At 71.2% G+C, this 18074-nt stretch carries 15 protein-coding genes and 1 riboswitch; of the genes, 4 read left to right on the forward strand and 11 right to left on the reverse strand.

Annotated elements, in window-relative coordinates; genetic code table 11:
* Positions 1–55: 55 nt before the first annotated feature.
* From AB0F03_RS01005 to AB0F03_RS01030, 6 genes are all read right to left on the reverse strand, one after another.
* On the reverse strand, positions 56–1417 hold the full coding sequence (locus tag AB0F03_RS01005) for an aminotransferase class V-fold PLP-dependent enzyme (RefSeq protein WP_361984917.1): 1362 nt from the start codon (positions 1415–1417) through the stop codon (positions 56–58).
* A 176-nt stretch (positions 1418–1593) separates the two neighbouring features.
* A riboswitch (SAM riboswitch) is annotated at positions 1594–1710 on the reverse strand.
* 74 nt (positions 1711–1784) lie between these two features.
* Positions 1785–2849, reverse strand: a complete 1065-nt coding sequence (trpD, locus tag AB0F03_RS01010; RefSeq protein WP_361984920.1) for an anthranilate phosphoribosyltransferase — start codon at positions 2847–2849, stop codon at positions 1785–1787.
* Between the two features lie 121 nt (positions 2850–2970).
* Positions 2971–4632 carry a cytochrome bc complex cytochrome b subunit gene (locus AB0F03_RS01015; RefSeq protein ID WP_361984923.1) on the reverse strand — a complete coding sequence of 554 codons (1662 nt, stop codon included), beginning with the start codon at positions 4630–4632 and terminating at the stop codon, positions 2971–2973.
* A complete protein-coding gene (locus AB0F03_RS01020) occupies positions 4629–5687 on the reverse strand; it encodes a Rieske 2Fe-2S domain-containing protein (protein ID WP_361984926.1) in 1059 nt (352 codons plus the stop codon). The genes AB0F03_RS01015 and AB0F03_RS01020 overlap by 4 nt, the downstream gene beginning before the upstream one ends.
* Positions 5684–6496: a c-type cytochrome gene (locus AB0F03_RS01025; protein ID WP_361984929.1), complete on the reverse strand. Its 813-nt coding sequence runs from the start codon at positions 6494–6496 to the stop codon at positions 5684–5686. Before AB0F03_RS01025 ends, AB0F03_RS01020 begins: the two co-directional genes overlap by 4 nt.
* A 61-nt stretch (positions 6497–6557) precedes the next feature.
* Complete coding sequence (locus AB0F03_RS01030) at positions 6558–7178, reverse strand: heme-copper oxidase subunit III (protein ID WP_361984932.1); 621 nt, start codon at positions 7176–7178, stop codon at positions 6558–6560.
* Positions 7179–7332: 154 nt separating this feature from the next.
* On the opposite strand from AB0F03_RS01030, the gene AB0F03_RS01035 reads away from it, so the two are divergent.
* Complete coding sequence (locus tag AB0F03_RS01035) at positions 7333–7734, forward strand: hypothetical protein (RefSeq protein ID WP_361984935.1); 402 nt, start codon at positions 7333–7335, stop codon at positions 7732–7734.
* Between the two features lie 140 nt (positions 7735–7874).
* Here the strand turns inward: AB0F03_RS01035 and AB0F03_RS01040 are convergent, their stop codons facing one another.
* The 4 genes from AB0F03_RS01040 to coxB all read right to left on the reverse strand — a co-directional run bounded on the left by AB0F03_RS01040 (position 7875) and on the right by coxB (position 12392).
* Positions 7875–9137, reverse strand: coding sequence for an Ig-like domain-containing protein (locus AB0F03_RS01040; protein WP_361984938.1), 1263 nt, complete (start codon positions 9135–9137; stop codon positions 7875–7877).
* Positions 9138–9304: 167 nt separating this feature from the next.
* Positions 9305–9703: a cytochrome c oxidase subunit 4 gene (locus AB0F03_RS01045; protein WP_361984941.1), complete on the reverse strand. Its 399-nt coding sequence runs from the start codon at positions 9701–9703 to the stop codon at positions 9305–9307.
* Complete coding sequence (ctaD, locus tag AB0F03_RS01050; protein ID WP_361984944.1) at positions 9700–11436, reverse strand: cytochrome c oxidase subunit I; 1737 nt, start codon at positions 11434–11436, stop codon at positions 9700–9702. The genes AB0F03_RS01045 and ctaD overlap by 4 nt, the downstream gene beginning before the upstream one ends.
* Positions 11433–12392 carry a cytochrome c oxidase subunit II gene (gene coxB, locus AB0F03_RS01055; protein WP_356825137.1) on the reverse strand — a complete coding sequence of 320 codons (960 nt, stop codon included), beginning with the start codon at positions 12390–12392 and terminating at the stop codon, positions 11433–11435. The genes ctaD and coxB overlap by 4 nt, the downstream gene beginning before the upstream one ends.
* Before the next feature lie 328 nt (positions 12393–12720).
* Between coxB and AB0F03_RS01060 the strand changes: the two genes are divergently transcribed.
* On the forward strand, positions 12721–14103 hold the full coding sequence (locus AB0F03_RS01060; RefSeq protein WP_361984948.1) for an aminotransferase class V-fold PLP-dependent enzyme: 1383 nt from the start codon (positions 12721–12723) through the stop codon (positions 14101–14103).
* 859 nt (positions 14104–14962) lie between these two features.
* Here AB0F03_RS01060 and AB0F03_RS01065 read toward each other — a convergent pair.
* Positions 14963–15937, reverse strand: a complete 975-nt coding sequence (locus tag AB0F03_RS01065) for a carbohydrate kinase family protein (RefSeq protein WP_361984951.1) — start codon at positions 15935–15937, stop codon at positions 14963–14965.
* A gap of 130 nt (positions 15938–16067) precedes the next feature.
* On the opposite strand from AB0F03_RS01065, the gene AB0F03_RS01070 reads away from it, so the two are divergent.
* Positions 16068–16277 (forward strand): hypothetical protein, encoded by a 210-nt coding sequence (locus AB0F03_RS01070; protein ID WP_361984954.1) that lies wholly within the window; start codon positions 16068–16070, stop codon positions 16275–16277.
* Positions 16278–16409: 132 nt separating this feature from the next.
* The gene (locus tag AB0F03_RS01075; RefSeq protein WP_361984957.1) at positions 16410–18035 is read left to right on the forward strand and encodes a hypothetical protein; all 1626 of its coding nucleotides are present in this window, start codon (positions 16410–16412) and stop codon (positions 18033–18035) included.
* The last annotated feature ends 39 nt before the right edge of the window (positions 18036–18074 follow it).

Below are 18074 nucleotides of genomic sequence, written 5' to 3' on the forward strand. Positions count from 1 at the left end.
CCCGGCGACCGGGGCCCGCCACCCCGGCAGGAGCCGGGAGGCGGGCCGGGTGGTCTCAGACCGCCGGGACGCAGCGGCCGTCCTCCGTGCGGTACTGCCACCGGGCGCCGTCGCGCACCAGTTCCCGTACGGCGTTCACGAAGCGCTCGACGTGCTCGTCGGGGGTGCCGGCGCCGAAGCTGACCCGGACGGCGTTCAGGGACTTCTCGCCCGGGGCCGCCTCGGGGGCGCCGCACTCCCCCTGGGTCTGCGGGTCGGTGCCCAGCAGGGTGCGGACCAGGGGGTGGGCGCAGAAGAGGCCGTCGCGCACGCCGATGCCGTACTCGGCGGAGAGGGCGGCGGCGAAGTGCGAGCTGTTCCAGCCCTCGACGACGAAGGAGAGGACACCCACGCGCGGGGCGTCGTCGCCGAAGAGGGAGAGGATCCTGACCTCCGGGACCTCGGCGAGGCCCTCGCGGACCGTGCGGATCAGCTGCTCCTCGCGGGCGACGAGGGTGTCCCAGCCGGCCTCGGTGAGGGCCTTGCAGGCGGCGGCGATGGAGTAGGCGCCGATCACGTTCGGGGAGCCGGCCTCGTGGCGGGCGGCGCTGTCGTGCCACTCCACGGCCACCCCGCCGTCCTGCCGCCGGGTGACCTTGCGGCTGGCGCCGCCGCCCGCGAGGTACGGCTCGGCCGCCCGCAGCCAGTCGGCGCGGCCGGCCAGGACACCGGAGCCGAAGGGGGCGTACAGCTTGTGGCCGGAGAAGGCGACCCAGTCGACGTCCAGGTCCCGGATGTCCACCGGGTGGTGGGGGGCCAGCTGGGCGGCGTCCAGGACGATGCGGGCGCCGTGGGCGTGCGCGGCTGCGGCCAGCTCGCGCACCGGCCACAGCTCGCCGGTGACGTTGGAGGCGCCGGTGACGCAGACCAGGGCCGGGCCGTGGGGGTCGCGGCCGGCGAGGGCCCGCTCCAGGGTGCGGACCGCCTGGCGCGGGGTGCGCGGGGCGTCGAGGTAGGTCACCCGGGCGTCCTGCCAGGGCAGCAGGGAGGCGTGGTGCTCGGTCTCGAAGACGAAGACCTGGCAGCCGGCCGGGAGGGCGCGCGCCAGGAGGTTGAGGGAGTCGGTGGTCGAGCGGGTGAAGACGACCTGGTCGTCCGGGCGGCAGCCGAGGAACTCGGCGACGGTCCTGCGGGCGTTCTCGAACAGGTCGGTGGAGAGCTGGGAGAGGTAGCCGGCGCCACGGTGGACGCTGCCGTAGTACGGGGCGTAGGCCGCGACGTCGTCCCAGACCCGCTGGAGGGCGGGGGCGCTGGCCGCGTAGTCGAGGGCGGCGTAGGCGACCTCGCCGCCCGTCACGAGCGGGACGGTGACGTCCCGGCCCAGGACGGGCAGCGGGGCGCAGAGGGACCGGTCGGCGGCAGCGGTGGAGACGGACATGGCTGAACTCCCGTGAAGGCAGGTGGAATCCGCCGGGCGAGCGGGTGTGCTTGAGCGCCGGTGGGGTGAAGGGGGATGCGGAGGCGGGGCTCTGCGGCCCTAGCGCATTCGCTTGCTCACGGGAGGCTCCTCGACGACCAGGATCCCTGGTCCCACACCCTGAGAGGTGTGCGAGGGATCCGCGCTTGCCGTGGACCTTGCTGTCCACGGCCTGGTCTTCACCCGGGGCACCCCGCCACGGACGGAGGGTTGCCGGACAGTCGGCCGGGGCCTCATGACTGTCACTCATGACCTGGTGGAAGAACGTACGCGAACTGATCGTCGTCCCGCAACCCGTGTCCGGATCGCGGGACGACGTGCGGTGCGGTCAGGCGTTGCTGGCCGCCACCCACCGCTCCAGCGTCCGCCGGGCCGCGCCCGAGTCGATCGACTCCGCGGCTCGCGCCATGCCCGCGCGGAGCTGCTCGGTGAGCGACGCGCCGGTCGGCTCCAGGGCCACCAGGGCCGCCGCCGAGTTCAGCAGGACGGCGTCCCGTACGGGTCCCTGCTCGCCGTCGAGCAGACGGCGGGCGACGTCGGCGTTGTGGGCCGGGTCGCCGCCGCGCAGCGCCTCCACCGGGACCAGGGGCAGACCGGCGTCACGGGGGTCGAAGGACTCCTCGCGGACCCGGCCGTCGCGGACCACCCACACCCGGGAGGTGGAGGTCGTCGTCAGCTCGTCCAGGCCGTCGTCGCCCCGGAAGACCAGGGAGGAGTTGCCCCGTTCCGCGAGCACGCCCGCGACGATGGGCGCCTCGTGCGCGACGGCGACACCGACCGCCTGGGCCCGCACCCGCGCCGGGTTGGTCAGCGGGCCGAGCAGGTTGAACACGGTCCGGATGCCCAGCTGTCCCCGGGCGGCGCCCACATGGCGCAGGGCGGGGTGGAACTTCACCGCGAAGCAGAAGGTGATGCCGGCCTCCTCCGCGACCTCCACGACCCGGCGGGGGGTCAGGTCGAGGTTGACGCCGAGCTTCTCCAGGACGTCGGAGGAGCCGGACGCCGAGGAGGCGGCGCGGTTGCCGTGCTTGACGACCTTCGCGCCCGTGCCGGCGACGACCAGCGAGGACATGGTGGAGATGTTCACCGTCCTGGCCCCGTCGCCGCCGGTGCCGACGATGTCGACGGTGCGGCCGGGCACCTCGATCACGTTCGCGTGCTCGTACATCGTGCGGACCAGGCCGGTGATCTCCTGGACCGTCTGCCCCTTCGCCCGCAGCGCCACCGCGAAACCGGCGATCTGGGCGTCGGTCGCCTCACCGCGCATGATGCGGTCCATCGCCCACGCGGTGTCGTCGGCCGCCAGGTCACGGCCCTCCAGGAGGCCGTTCAGCAGGACGGGCCAGGAGCGGCCCGCCGTGGTGTCGCCTCCAGCGGGGGTCACAGCGCTCATCAGCCGCTCCTCGTACACGGTCCTGCTCGGTCGTACCCCACCCTATCCAGCCCGAGGCACCGCGAAGGGCCCCGTCCGCGAGGCGGACGGGGCCCTTCTGCGTGGTGTGGCGACGCGGGGATCAGTGGTGGCCGTGGCCGCTCGTGATCTCCTTGAACTCCTCGACGGTCGGCTTGGGGATCTGGCTGTCCTCGCCGTAGTAGACGTTGGAGAGCTTGACCCGCAGCTTCTGCGAGGTGCCCACCTTGCGCTCGACGCCGTTCTCGTCGGTCGTCGGACCGATCTCGGCCGGCCGGTACTGCTCGTGCGAGGTGAGCGTGTGCAGCTGCTCCTGGCTGAGCGGCTCGTGCACCTCGATGAACTCACCGTGCGGCAGCCGCTTGATGATGCCGGTCTCGCGGCCGTGCAGCACCTTGTCGCGGTCGCGGCGCTGGAGGCCGAGGCAGATCCGCCGGGTGGCGATGAACGTGAGGACCGGTCCGGCGAAGAACGCGATGCGGACGAACCAGGTGACCGCGTTGATCGACAGATGGAAGTGCGTGGCGATGATGTCGTTGCCACCACCGATCAGCATGATCACGTAGCCGGCGACCCACGCGGCGCCGAAGGCGGTGCGGGTCGGGGCGTTGCGCGGCCGGTCCAGGATGTGGTGCTCGCGCTTGTCGCCGGTGATCCAGGACTCGATGAACGGGTACAGCGCGATCATCGCGAGGAACAGCCCGAACAGCGCCAGCGGGATGAACACGCCCAGGACCAGCGTGTGGCCCCAGAAGTTGATCTCCCAGCCCGGCATGGCGCGGACGAGACCCTCGGCGAAGCCCATGTACCAGTCGGGCTGGGCGCCCGTGGAGACCTGGTCCGGACGGTAGGGGCCCATCGCCCAGATCGGGTTGATGGACGCGATGCCGGCGATGAGGGCGATGAAGCCGAACACCAGGAAGAAGAACCCACCGGCCTTGGCCATGTAGACCGGCAGCAGCGGCATGCCGACGACGTTCTTGTTGTTCCGGCCGGGGCCCGCGAACTGCGTGTGCTTGTGGTAGAAGACCAGGATCAGGTGCGCCACCACCAGGCCGAGCATGATGCCCGGCAGCAGCAGGATGTGGATCGAGTAGAACCGGGCCACGAAGTCGTGGCCGGGGAACTCGCCGCCGAACAGGAACATCGAGATGTACGTGCCGACGATCGGCACGGACAGGATCGCGCCCTGCGTGAAGCGGACACCGGTACCCGAGAGCAGGTCGTCCGGCAGGGAGTAACCGGTGAAGCCGGTGAACATGCCGAGGACGAACAGCAGGAAGCCGAACAGCCAGTTGATCTCACGCGGCTTGCGGAACGCGCCGGTGAAGAACACGCGCATCATGTGCACGAACATGCCGGCGAGGAAGACGACCGCCGCCCAGTGGTGGATCTGCCGGATGAGCAGGCCACCGCGCACGTCGAACGAGATGTGCATGGTCGAGTTGAACGCCTCGGACATCAGCTGTCCCTGGAGCGGGACGTAGCTGCCGTGGTATTCGACCTCGTTCATCGACGGGTGGAAGAACAGCGTCAGATAGACACCCGTCAGGATGATGATGATGAAGCTGTACAGGCAGATCTCGCCGAGCATGAAGGACCAGTGGTCCGGGAAGATCTTGCGCATGTTGGCCTTGGCCAGGGAGTAGATCCCGAGCCGGCCGTCGGCCCAGTCGGCGATCCGCTCGCCGGCCGGGGCCTTCCCGCGAGAGCGGCCCGCCGCGGCAGCGGTGGACGAATTCGTCTCGTTCGATGCAGTACTCATCCGCGCTCCCAGAAAGCAGGACCGACGGGCTCCTCGAAGTCGCCGAGCGCCTGGAGGTAACCCTCACTGTCCACACCGATGCGCAGCTGCGGCAGGGGGTGGCCGGCGGGGCCGAAGATGACCCGGGCGCCGTCGGAGAGGTCGAAGGTGGACTGGTGGCACGGGCAGAGCACGTGGTGCGTCTGCTGCTCGTACAGGGAGATCGGGCAGCCCACGTGGGTGCAGATCTTCGAGAACGCGACGATGCCCTGGTGCGACCAGTCGAGTTCGCGCTTGTCCTTGATGTTGCCCGGCTGGAGCCGGACGATCATCAGGGCCGCCTTGGCGATCTGGTCCTGGAAGTCCTCGGCGCGCTCCTCCAGCCCGTCGGGCTTGGCGAAGGTGAGCGAGCCGACCTCGATGTCCTCGGGACGCAGCGGCTGGTTGGTGTTCATGTTGACCAGGCGCTTGTTCTTGGCCCACAAGGTGTGCCGGAGCTTGGTCCCGGGGGCCGGGCCCAGACCGCCGAGCAGCATCACGCCGGAGAGCGGCACCAGGGCCAGCGCGCCGAACATCGTGGTGCGGATCAGCTTGCGGCGGCCGAGCGCCGACTCCTTGGCACCCTGGCGGAAGTCGTCGTGGACCTTCGCGCGGACCTCGGGGGAGGCCTCGATCGGGTGACGGTCGTCGGCGACCTCGACGTCGGACATCAGGGTGCGGGCCCAGTGGACCGCGCCCGCGCCGATGCAGAACAGGGCGATGCCGAGGGTCAGTCCCAGCGCGAAGTTCATCGCGCTGATGTGCCCGAGCGGGAAGACGAAGATCGACTTGTCGTTCGGGATCACCAGATAGGCGGCGATGAAGCCGATCGTCGCCAGCATCGACACCGTGAACAGCAGGGCGACCACGCGCTCGGACCGCTTGGCGGCCCGCTCGTCGATGTCCTGGATCCGGTGCTCGTGCGGCGGCAGTCCGGGGTTCGCGAACGGGTTCTCCCGGTCCGCGACGTCTACCGCGCCGTGCGCGTGGTCCCGCCCGGCGGGCAGGTTCTCTTCTGGAATGTCTTGGCTACTCATGACTTCTTGGCCTTTGCGGTCCGGGCGGCAACCCACACGGCGACGGCGATCAGTCCGCCGAGACCGAAGATCCAGCCGAAGAGACCCTCGCTGACCGGCCCGACGCCGCCCAGCTCCAGACCACCCGGGTTCTCCGTCTCATCGCCGTTGACCGCGTTCAGGTACGCGATGATGTCCTTCTTGTCCTTTGCTGGCAGCGTGGTGTCGGGGAAGGACGGCATGTTCTGCGGGCCGGTCTGCATGGCCTCGTAGATGTGCTTGGGAGTGACACCCTCCAGGCTCGGCGCGTACTTGCCCTTGGTGAGGGCACCGCCCTTGCCGGTGAAGTTGTGGCACTGCGCGCAGTTGGTCCGGAACAGTTCGCCGCCGTGGGCGATGTCCGCGCCGGCCGGGCCGTACTGGTCCTTGGTCGGCACGGTCGGGCCGGCGCCCAGCGACGCCACGTACGCGGCGAGCTGGTCGATCTCGGCCTGCGTGTAGCTGACCTTCTTGCGCGGGAGCTGGGCCATCTGGGAGGTGGAGGCCGGCATGCGGCCGGTGCCCACCTGGAAGTCGACCGCGGCCGCACCCACGCCGACCAGGCTGGGGCCGTCGGAGGAGCCCTGGCCACCGGTGCCGTGGCAGCTGGCGCAGCCGACCTCGTAGAGCTTCTTGCCCTCCTTGATGGTGAGGGACTGGGAGGAGTCGTCGGCCTGCGCCTTGCCCGCGGGCGCGAACGCGGCGTACAGCCCCCCAGTGGCCGCCAGCGCGAGGAGTAGGACGACGACCGCCGCCAGCGGATGGCGTCGTCGTGCGGAGAGCTTTTTCACGGATTACCCCGGTGTCAGGATCTTCTGCGTCGGTGCTTCTGGATTGCGGGAGCGGTCCCCGCTACTTGATCAGGTAGATCGTGGCGAAGAGGCCGATCCAGACGACATCGACGAAGTGCCAGTAGTAGGACACGACGATCGCGGCGGTCGCCTGCTCGTGCGTGAACCTCTTGGCCGCGTAGGTGCGGCCGAGGACCAGCAGGAAGGCGATGAGACCGCCCGTCACGTGCAGGCCGTGGAAGCCGGTGGTCAGGTAGAACACCGAGCCGTACGGGTCCGAGGACAGCGAGATGCCGTCCTTCTTCACCAGCTCCGTGTACTCGTAGATCTGACCGCCGATGAAGATCGCACCCATCATGAAGGTGAGGGTGAACCAGCCGCGGAGCTTCTTCACGTCGCCGCGTTCGGCAGCGAAGACACCGAGCTGGCAGGTGAGGGAGGAGAGCACCAGGATCGTGGTGTTCGTCGCGGAGAAGGGCACGTTGAGCGCGTGCGCCATCTCCTTCCAATGGGCCGGTCCGGTCACCGACCGGAGGGTGAAGTACATCGCGAAGAGGGCCGCGAAGAACATCAGCTCGGAACTCAGCCAGATGATGGTTCCGACGCTGGTGAGGTTCGGCCGGTTGACCGACGGGTGCGCGTGCCCGGTTTCTACTGTCGTTGCTGTCGCCACGACCGACATTATGTCGGTCGCTTATCCCGCCCTCACTCCGGGGGGTGCCGTTCGGAGTGTTGCCGCCCGCCGAACCGGTGCTGACGTGGTGTTCATGGGAGTAACATCCGCCCGAACGGCCCTGTCCGTCCTGTCCGTACGACGCTGACGTCCCGGAGGAACAATGCAGCCGACCGCCACGGTGCTGGTCTACAGCGACGACTCCAACACCCGCGAGCAAGTACGGCTGGCCGCCGGGCGCAGGCCGGCCCCGGACGTCCCCCCGGTGGAGTTCCTGGAGTGCGCGACCCCCGAGGCGGTGCTGCGCGAGCTCGACAAGGGCGGCATCGACGTCTGCGTGCTCGACGGCGAGGCCGTGCCGATGGGAGGCATGGGGATGTGCCGGCAGATCAAGGACGAGGTGTTCGACTGCCCGCCGGTGCTGCTGCTGATGGGCCGTCCCCAGGACGCCTGGCTGGCCACCTGGAGCCGCGCCGACGCCGCCGTGACGCTGCCGGTGGACCCGGTCGGGTTCGCCTCCTCGCTGGCCTCCCTGCTGCGCCGCAAGAGGCTGCTGAGCGCCTAGGGACCCGGGGCGCGGGTCCGTGCGCGCGCACCGCCCCGTGCGCGCGCACCGCCCCGTGGGCGCGCACGGGGCCGTGGGCGCTCCTCGCGCCCGTACGGGCGGCCCGTGCTCCGGTACGGCCCCGCGCCCCCGGGTGACGCTCACACGGCCGTCGGCTGGAGGCGCAGCGCGTCTCCCGGTGCCGGGCCGTCCGGTGTGCCGTTGAAGAGGGCACTGCCCTGGCGCCACTTCGCCCAGTCGACGTTCCAGTCGCCGAAGCCGTTGCCGAAGGGTTCCATCGGGTCGCCGGCGGAGTTGACGACCCGCACGATGTCGCCCTCGCGGACGGTGTCGAAGAACCACTCGGCGTTGGACGTGTTCATGCCGGTGCAGCCGTGGCTGACGTTGGCGTAGCCCTGGGAGCCCACGGACCAGGGGGCGGCGTGGACGTACTCGCCGGACCAGGTCACCCGGGTGGCGTAGTAGACCGGCAGGTCGTAGGAGTCGGAGCTGCCCTCGGCGATGCCGACCGTGGTGCTGCGCATGCGTACGAAGTACTGCTTGCCGAGCACGACCTTGACGCCGTTGCGGGTCTCGTAGCCGGGCTTGCCGGTGGTGACGGGGATCTGGTTGATCTCCGCACCGTTCTTGTAGACCGTCATCTGGTGCGAGGAGGCGTCCGTGACGGCCTCGACCCGGTCGCCCGTGGTGATCTTCAGCGGCTTGGAGGCGCCGCCCCACAGCCGGTCGCCGATCCGGATGCCGTCCAGGTTGCTGTGGACCCGGACGGTGGCGTGGATGGGCCAGTACTCCTTGGGCCGGTAGTGGAGTTCCTTGCCGCTCACCCAGTACCAGGCGCCCTGCACCGCCGGCGTGGATTCCACCCGCAGGGCGCGTTCCACGACGGCGCGCTGCGCCTTGTCCTTGATCTCTTGGTCGAGCTGGGCCGTGAGGGGCTGCCCGACGCCGTAGGTGCCCGCCTGCGGCCCGAAGGTGACGTTCAGGCGTTTCTTGCTGGTGGGCTTGCTGGTGTCGAACGTGAGGACCTTGCGGCCGGGCGCCCCGTCCTCGTCCTCGGTGCTCACCGACACCGTGTAGTGGGCGTTGGCGGCCAGGGGGGAGGTGCTGTGCCAGCGGCTGCCGTCCGCGGCGAGTTCGCCCGCGACGTAGCGCCCTGTGGAGTCCTGGGCGGTGACGTCGGTGATGCGCCCCTCGTCACCGTTGGCGGTGACCTCCAGGGGCTTGTCCGGATCGGCCCGCTTCTCTGCACCGGTGGGGCCGTTGAAGGAGATCAGGCCCGCTGCGTCGTACGGCTTGGCCGACAGGGGGTTGCCGTCCGAACCGCAGGCGGTGACGCCCGCGCCGAGGGCGGTCACCAGCAGGGTGCAGCTGACGACGGTGCGGGTCCGCGGAATGTGGTTCATATGATCACGCTATGAGACGGAGAGCTTACCGGCACGGCAGGTAATCCGTACGAGCGAACGACACTCCGGCAAAGGACGGACCCGCACTGCCGCGCGAACGACGGGAGCCCGGGCCCTCCTGGCGGAGGGTCCGGGCTCCCGGTGCGCTCGGCGCGTGCTACTGGGTGCTACTGGGTGCGGTTCTCACCGCGGTAGTACTCGAAGACCCAGCCGAACAGGCCGATCATGATGATCGGGGCGGCGAAGTACACCAGCCACCAGCCGACCGCGACACCGAGGAAGGCGAACGCGCCGCCGACGCCCAGCATGAGCGGCTGCCAGCTGTGCGGGCTGAAGAAGCCCAGCTCGCCCGCGTCGTCCGCGACGTCCGCTTCCTTGTCGTCCTGGGCGCCCGCGTCGACCCGCCGGGCGGTGAAGCCCAGGTAGAAGCCGATCATGACCGTCAGGCCGAAGGCCAGGAAGAGCGCGGTGGTACCGGCCGGCTCCTTCGACCACACGCCGTACACGCTGGCCATGATCAGGATGAAGACGCTCAGCCAGATGAACAACCAGCCCTGGATCTTCACTTGCCGGCCTCCTTGCTGCCCGTGACAGCGCTGGTGCCGTGGCCGGCGTGCTCAAGCTGCTCGAGGGCGGCGATCTCGGGGTGGTGCAGGTCGAACGCCGGGGACTCGCTGCGGATCCGCGGCAGGGTGAGGAAGTTGTGCCGCGGGGGCGGGCAGGAGGTCGCCCACTCCAGCGAGCGGCCGTAGCCCCACGGGTCGTCCACGTTGACGGGCTTGCCGTACTTGGCCGTCTTCCACACGTTGTAGAGGAACGGCAGGATCGACAGGCCCAGCAGGAACGAGCTGATCGTCGAGACCGTGTTCAGGGCGGTGAAGCCGTCGGCCGCCAGGTAGTCGGCGTACCGGCGCGGCATGCCCTCGGCGCCCAGCCAGTGCTGGACCAGGAAGGTGCCGTGGAAGCCGATGAACAGCGTCCAGAAAGTGATCTTGCCGAGGCGCTCGTCCAGCATCTTGCCGGTCCACTTCGGCCACCAGAAGTGGAAGCCGGAGAACATGGCGAAGACGACCGTACCGAAGACCACGTAGTGGAAGTGCGCCACCACGAAGTACGAGTCGGAGACGTGGAAGTCCATCGGCGGCGAGGCCAGGATGACACCGGTCAGACCACCGAACGTGAAGGTGATCAGGAAGCCGGTGGCCCAGAGCATCGGTGTCTCGAAGGACAGCGAGCCCTTCCACATCGTGCCGATCCAGTTGAAGAACTTCACCCCGGTCGGGACGGCGATCAGGAAGGTCATGAAGGAGAAGAACGGCAGCAGCACACCACCGGTGACGTACATGTGGTGGGCCCACACCGTCACGGACAGACCGGCGATCGCGATGGTCGCGGCGATCAGCCCCATGTAGCCGAACATCGGCTTGCGGCTGAACACCGGGATCACTTCGGAGATGATCCCGAAGAACGGTAGCGCGATGATGTACACCTCTGGATGGCCGAAGAACCAGAAGAGGTGTTGCCACAGCAGCGCTCCGCCGTTCGCGGCGTCGAAGACGTGGGCGCCGAACTTGCGGTCCGCCTCCAGGGCGAACAGGGCGGCGGCCAGCACCGGGAAGGCCAGCAGGACCAGCACACCGGTCAGCAGCACGTTCCACACGAAGATCGGCATGCGGAACATGGTCATGCCCGGGGCGCGCATGCAGATGATCGTGGTGATGAAGTTGACCGAGCCGAGGATCGTGCCGAAGCCGGAGAAGGCCAGACCCATGATCCACATGTCGGCGCCCATGCCCGGCGAACGCACCGCGTTCGACAGCGGCGAGTAGGCGAACCAGCCGAAGTCGGCCGCACCCTGCGGGGTGAGGAAGCCGGCGACGGCGACCAGCGAGCCGAACAGGTACAGCCAGTAGGCGAACATGTTCAGCCGCGGGAACGCCACGTCGGGCGCGCCGATCTGGAGCGGCATGATCCAGTTCGCGAAACCGGCGAACAGGGGGGTGGCGAACATCAGCAGCATCACGGTGCCGTGCATCGTGAACGCCTGGTTGAACTGCTCGTTCGACATGATCTGAAGGCCCGGCCGGGCCAACTCGGCGCGCATGAGCAGCGCCATCACGCCACCGATCAGGAAGAACGCGAACGACGTCGCCAGATACAGCGTGCCGATCGTCTTGTGATCGGTGGTCGTGAGCCACTTGATGACGACTTCACCGCGGCGCTGGCGCCGGACCGGCAGCTCGTCCTCGTAGTGGGACCCTGCTGCCGCGGCACCCTGGGGTTCGTTGAGGATGCTCACAGGATGTTCGACTCCCGGTTCTTCTCGTGGGTCGTCTGCTCGATGCCCGCGGGAATGTAACCGGTCTGCCCCTTCTTGACGAGGTCCTTGAGGTGCTGCTCGTAGCGCTCCGGGGAGACGACCTTCACGTTGAACAGCATGCGGGAGTGGTCGACGCCGCACAGCTCGGCGCACTTGCCCCGGAAGGTGCCTTCCTTGTTAGGAGTCACCTGGAAGGCGTTGGGGTGGCCCGGAATGACGTCCTGCTTCATCAGGAACGGCAGCACCCAGAACGAGTGGATGACGTCACGAGAGGTCAGGACGAAGCGGACCGTCTTGCCCTTGGGCAGCCACAGCGTCGGGCCGGGGTTGCCGTTCTGCGGGTTGCGCGTACCGGGCGTACCGGCGTCGTAGACACCGCCGGCGTGCGCCGGGAAGTACTTCTTGTACCGGTCCGGGACGCCGGCCAGGTTCGCGTCGGTCCGCGCGTCACCGGTGGAACCGGGGACATCGGCGATGTAGTTGAAGCCCCAGCTCCACTGGTAGCCGACCACGTTGACCGTGACGTCGGGCTTCTTCGACATGTCGAGGAGCTTGGACTCGTCCCGGGCCGTGAAGTAGAAGAGCACCGAGATGATGATGATCGGGACCACTGTGTAGAGGGCCTCGATCGGCATGTTGTACCGCGTCTGCGGAGGTACTTCGATCTTCGTGCGGCTGCGCCGGTGGAAGAAAGCACTCCACAGGATCAGGCCCCACACCAGCACGCCGACGGCGAGCGCGGCAGCCCAGGAGCCCTGCCACAGGGAGAGGATCCGCGGAGCCTCTTCCGTGGTCGGGGTGGGCATGCCAAGGCGGGGGAAGTCCTTGTATGTGCAACCGGTTGCGGTCGCCAGGACCAGGCCCGCGGTCAGTGCCTGCAGCAGCTTCCGCCGCATCGGGCGCCGCGGCGAGCGGTCGGAGCCGTTGGGACTCACGTAGCGCCTTCCCGAGAGTCTCGCCCGCGCGGTCGGCTGCGGCCTTCTCGCTGGTCGGTCGCCGCCCTGCGTCGGGCAGGGGTTTGGATGTTTATGCGGACCAAACCCTAGCCGACGCCCTTCGGGGGTTCGCGGGGAGGGGGGCATACGCGCCGCCTGTCACTCCGACGGGGTGGAACGGGGTGCCTGATAGCTCGGGGTTGTCGCGTTTTGGGGCAGCGCCGCGAAGGGCATCGTGGCTGCTCGCGCCGCGCGGCGGGCCCTTGTTCGGGCACGGCCGCGTGCCCCTGCGGCGGGCCGCCCCCGGACCACGTTCTACCGTGGCTGTGTGTCCTACTTCGACGCCGCCTCCGCCGCCCCGCTCCATCCCGTGGCCCGCCAGGCCCTGTTGGCCTCGTTGGAGGACGGCTGGGCCGATCCCGCCCGGCTCCACCGGGAGGGGCGCCGGGCGCGGATGCTGCTGGACGCCGCCCGGGAGGCGGCTGCCGAGGCCGTGGGATGCCGGGCGGACGAGGTCGTGTTCACCGCGTCCGGGACCCGGGCCGTGCACAGCGGGACGGCGGGGGCGCTGGCCGGGCGGCGCCGGGCCGGACGCCACCTGATCGTGTCCGCGGTCGAACATTCCTGCGTCCTCCATTCGGCGGACGTGTTCGAGGCGGACGGGGGTACGGTCACCCGGGTGGCCGTCGGCCGGACGGGCGCCGTCGACCCGTCGGCCTTCGCCGCCGCGCTCCGCCCGGACACCGCGCTGGCCTGCCTCCAGTCGGCCAATCACGAGGTGGGCACCGTGCAGCCGGTGGCCGAGGTGGCCGAGGCCTGCCGGGCGGCCGGGGTGCCGCTGCTGGTGGACGCGGCGCAGTCGCTGGGCTGGGGGCCGGTCGCGGGCGACTGGTCGCTGCTTGCGGCCAGTGCGCACAAGTGGGGCGGGCCGCCGGGGGCCGGGCTGCTCGTCGTGCGCAAGGGCGTGCGGTTCGCCGCCCAGGGGCCGGTGGACGAGCGGGAGTCGGGCCGGGCGCCCGGCTTCGAGAACCTCCCGGCGATCGTGGCGGCCGTGGCCTCGCTGCGCGCGGTACGGGCCGAGGCGGCCCAGGAAGCGGTACGGCTGCGGGAGCTGACGGAGCGGATCCGGGTGCGGGTGCCGGAGCTGGTGCCGGACGTGGAGGTGGTCGGCGACCCCGAGCAGCGGCTCCCCGGGATCGTCACCTTCTCCTGCCTCTACGTCGACGGTGAGGCGCTGCTGCACGAACTGGACCGGGCGGGCTTCTCGGTCTCCTCCGGCTCCTCCTGCACGAGCAGCACGCTGACGCCCAGCCACGTGCTGAAGGCGATGGGGGTGCTGAGCGAGGGGAACGTCCGGGTCTCCCTGGCGCCGGGCACGGCCGAGGCGGACGTGGAGCGCTTCCTGACGGTGCTGCCGGGGGCGGTGGCCGGGGTGCGGGAGAAGCTGGGGGCACCGGCTACGGCGCCGGTGACGGCCGTCCGCGCGGCGGAACTCCTCGTCGACGCGCTCGGCAGACGGTGCCCGATCCCGGTCATCGAGCTGGCCAAAGTGATCGGGGACGTACCGGTGGGCGGCACGGTGCGGGTGCTGTCCGACGACGAGGCGGCCCGGCTGGACATTCCGGCGTGGTGCGAGATGCGCGGGCAGGAGTACGCCGGCGAGGAGCCGGCGGAGCGGGGCACGGCGTACGTGGTCCGCCGGGTGAGCTGAGGGGGCCGTCCGGGGGGCGCGGTTCCGGGGCGCGGGGTTCCCGGGGGCGCTGCTCCCGGGGGCGCTGGTCCCGAGGGCGCTGCTCCCGGGGGCGCTGGTCCCGAGGCGGCCCCGGGGGCTCGATCCCGGGGGTCCCGCCCGGGGTGCCGTCCCGACAGTGCGATCCCGGGGATGCGGTTCCGGAGCGCCGGCCCGAGGGCGCCGTCCCCGAGAGTGCCGACCCGAGGGCGGCAGCCCGAGGCGGCCGTCTCAAGGGCGCGATCCGCCCGTCCGAGGGTGCGGTCCGGGGGCGCCGGCCCGAGGCGGCCCCAGGGGCTCGATCCCGGGGGTCCCGCCCGGGGTGCTGGCCCGAAGGCGTGCTCCCGGGGATGCGGTTCCGGAGCACCGGCCCGGGGATGCGATCCCCGGGGGCGCCGTCCCCCAGAGTGCTGGCCCAGGGGGCGGCGGCCCGAGGCGGCCGTCCCGAGGGCGCGATCCCGCCCGCCCGAGCGTGCGGTCCGGGGGCGCCGGCCCGAGGCGGCCCCAGAGGCTCCATCCCGGGGGCCCCGCCCGGGGTGCCGTCCCGACAGTGCGATCCCGGGGATGCGGTTCCGGAAGGCCGCCCCGGGGGTGCGATCCCCGGGAGCGGCGTTCCGAGGCTGCCGACTCGGGGTGCTGGCCCGGGGGCGTTGTCCCGAAGGTGCCGTCCCGGGGGTGCGATCCCCGGGGGGCGCCGTTCCGAGGCTGCCGACTCGGGGTGCCGGTCCGGAGGTGCGGTTCCGAGGTGCCGACCCTAGGGTGCCGGGCCGAGAGCGCCGGGCCGAGAGCGCGTGGGGCCCGTTGGAGGGGGTCCCCACGCGTTCCGGTCCGGGGCCGGGGGTCAGCGCAGGTGGCCCTGCACCTCTGCGGCGGCCGGCTCCCCGTACGCCTTGGTGAAGCGCTCCATGAAGGACTCCCGGCGCAGCCGGTACTCCTGCGTGCCGACGGTCTCGATGACGAGCGTCGCCAGCATGCAGCCCACCTGCGCCGCCCGCTCCAGGGAGATCCCCCAGGCCAGCCCGGAGAGGAAGCCCGCGCGGAAGGCGTCGCCGACACCCGTGGGGTCGGCCTTGCGCTCCTCGTCCGGGCAGCCGACCTCGATCGGGTCCTCGCCGGCCCGCTCGATGCGCACGCCCCGCGAGCCGAGCGTGGTGACGCGGTGGCCGACCCTGGCCAGGATCTCGTCGCCGGTCCAGCCGGTCTTGGACTCGATGAGGCCCTTCTCGTACTCGTTGGAGAAGAGGTAGGTGGCGCCGTCCAGCAGGATCCGGATCTCCTCACCCCCCATGCGGGCGATCTGCTGGGAGAAGTCGGCGGCGAACGGGATGCCGCGAGAACGGCACTCCTCGGTGTGGCGGAGCATCCCCTCGGGGTCGTCGGCGCCGATGAGGACCAGGTCGAGGCCGTTCACGCGGTCCGCGACGGTCTTCAGCTCGATGAGGCGCGCCTCGCTCATCGCACCGGTGTAGAAGGAGCCGATCTGGTTGTGGTCGGCGTCCGTGGTGCACACGAAGCGGGCGGTGTGCAGGGTCTCGGAGATGCGGACGGATTCGGTGTCCACGCCGTGCCGGTCGAGCCAGGCGCGGTACTCGTCGAAGTCGAAGCCGGCGGCTCCGACCAGGATGGGCCTGGTGCCGAGCTGGCCCATGCCGAAGGCGATGTTGGCGCCGACGCCGCCCCGGCGTACGTCGAGGTTGTCGACGAGGAAGGAGAGCGAAACCGTGTGCAGCTGGTCCGCGACGAACTGGTCGGCGAAGCGGCCGGGGAAGGTCATGAGGTGGTCAGTGGCGATGGAGCCGGTGACTGCGATGCGCACGACGCGATCTCTCCTGCGGGAGGCTGAGTTGACAGTTCACGCTACCCGCTCGGGAGCCACCGCTGTAGCTGACGAAACTACCCGATAGTAGATCTTTCTTCGCGGCCGGTGACGTGTCTACGGTGCGGTCATGACGAACCCGAAGGTCACCTCCTCCGCCCCGGCCGACACCGACGGCGACCTGGCCGCACTCCGCGGCGACTGTGCCCGGATGGCCCCGCACTGGGCGGCCCCCGAGCACGTCGAGTCCCGGCCGGTGCCGCCGTCCCGCATCCACGGCGTGTCGGTGCCCGCGCGGTCCGCCCGGCTGCTGGACGCGATGTCGGACTACGGCGACTGATCCGCGGGACGCCGCCCGCGGGGGCGTGACCCCCGGGGGTCACGCTCCGGGAACCGTGCGCTCCCCTCCCGCGTCCCATCGGCGTCCCCCGCGTCGGGGACTGCGGGACACGACCCAGCGAGGAGCGATGCGGTGAACACCGAGCGGCCTGAGAACGCCGGGAACGCGGAGGTTCCCCCTGCGTCCGGGGAACGGCCGGCGAAGCCCTCCGGGGCGTCCGGACCCGAGGACAGCGCCTCCCGGCCCCCTGCGGAGGTGCCGGACATCTCCCCGGACCCCGAGACCTCCGGGGCACCCGGAGCCCCGGAGACGGCGGGACGGCGGCGGCCGGCCGCCGTCGTGGTGTCCGTCGCCGCGGCCGTACTGCTGGCCGGGGGCGGCGGCGCCTACCTCGCCGCGAGCGACGGCGGCGGCCGTACGGACGGCCCGGCCGCCTCCGGCAGGAGCACCGCTCCCCCGCCGCTCGCCCTGGACGGCTGGACCACCGGCGGCACGGGCGGCATCGCGCCCGGTGAGCCGGACCCGTACGGCGTCCGGTACGTGGCGCGGGGTGAGCTGCCGGACGGGCCTGGTTCCGCGCCGGTGTACGAGCCGGGGCCCGGGATCGGCCGGGACCGGGTGGTCCGGCTGGCGAAGGCGTTCGGCCTCACGGGCGGTCCGGTGGCCGAGGGACGGTTCTGGCGGGTCGGCGGCCAGGACGGTTCCGGTCCGGTCCTGGAGGTGAGCCGGGACGCACCCGGCAGCTGGACCTTCACCCGGCTGGCGCCCGGCACCGACAACTGCCGGAAGGTGACCGTCTGCACACACGACCCGGCCGCCCCGGCCGGCGAGCCGGTGAGCGTGGCCCGCGCCGAGAAGGCGGCGGCGCCGGTCCTGAAGGCGGCGGGGCTGGACGACCCGAAAACCGACGCGGGCGACGTCATGGGCGACCAGCGGGTGGTCCACGCCGACCCGGTCGTCGGCGGCCTGCCCACGTACGGCTGGACGACCGGCCTGACCGTCGGCCGGCGGGGCGAGCTGGTCGGCGGCCACGGACTGCTGGCCACGCCGGTGAAGGGCGACACGTACCCCGTCCTGGGCGCGCGCGGGACGCTGGCGCTGATGAACGGGCCGGTGAAGGACGCCCACCGGATGGGGATCGGCGGGTGCGCCACCCCGGTGCCGCTGAAGGACCGGCTGGAGCAGCCGTGCGGTACGGCCGCCACGGCGCCCGCGCCCGCGGGGGCCCGGGACACGGTGACCGTGGAGAAGGCGGTGTTCGGGCTGGCCGCGCACTCCGTCGGGGGCCGGCAGGCGCTGGTGCCGTCCTGGCTGTTCCGGGTGCGGGGGTCCACGGCGGGCGGCGCGTTCACGGTGACGTACCCGGCCGTCGACCCGGCCTACCTCGCGTCGGCGTCCCCGTCCCCGGCGTCCGGCGGACCCTCGGCGCCACGGACGTCAGGTGCGCCCGGGAAGAGCCGGAGCGTGCGGGTGAACGCCTACACCGCCGACGGGCGGACGCTGGACCTGAGCTTCTCCGGCGGGGTGTGCGCCGACTACCGGACGTCGGCGCGGGAGAGCGGCGGCCGGGTGACCGTGCGGGTCACCGAGACGCCCTGGCCGCACCGGGTGTGCGTGCTGATCGCCAAGGAGTACGTGAAGACCGTACGGCTGGACGCCCCGCTGGACGGGCGGACGGTGGTCGGCACCGACGGCAGGAAGATCGCGAGGGCGAAGGCCGGCTCGCTGCGGCCGGACGCGTCGGCGATGCCGCGCTGACCCGCCGCGCACGCGCGAAGGCGGCGGCCCCCGGACAGG

Origin of the sequence: Streptomyces sp. NPDC028722 (genome assembly GCF_040637655.1) — a bacterium.
GTDB lineage: Bacteria > Actinomycetota > Actinomycetes > Streptomycetales > Streptomycetaceae > Streptomyces.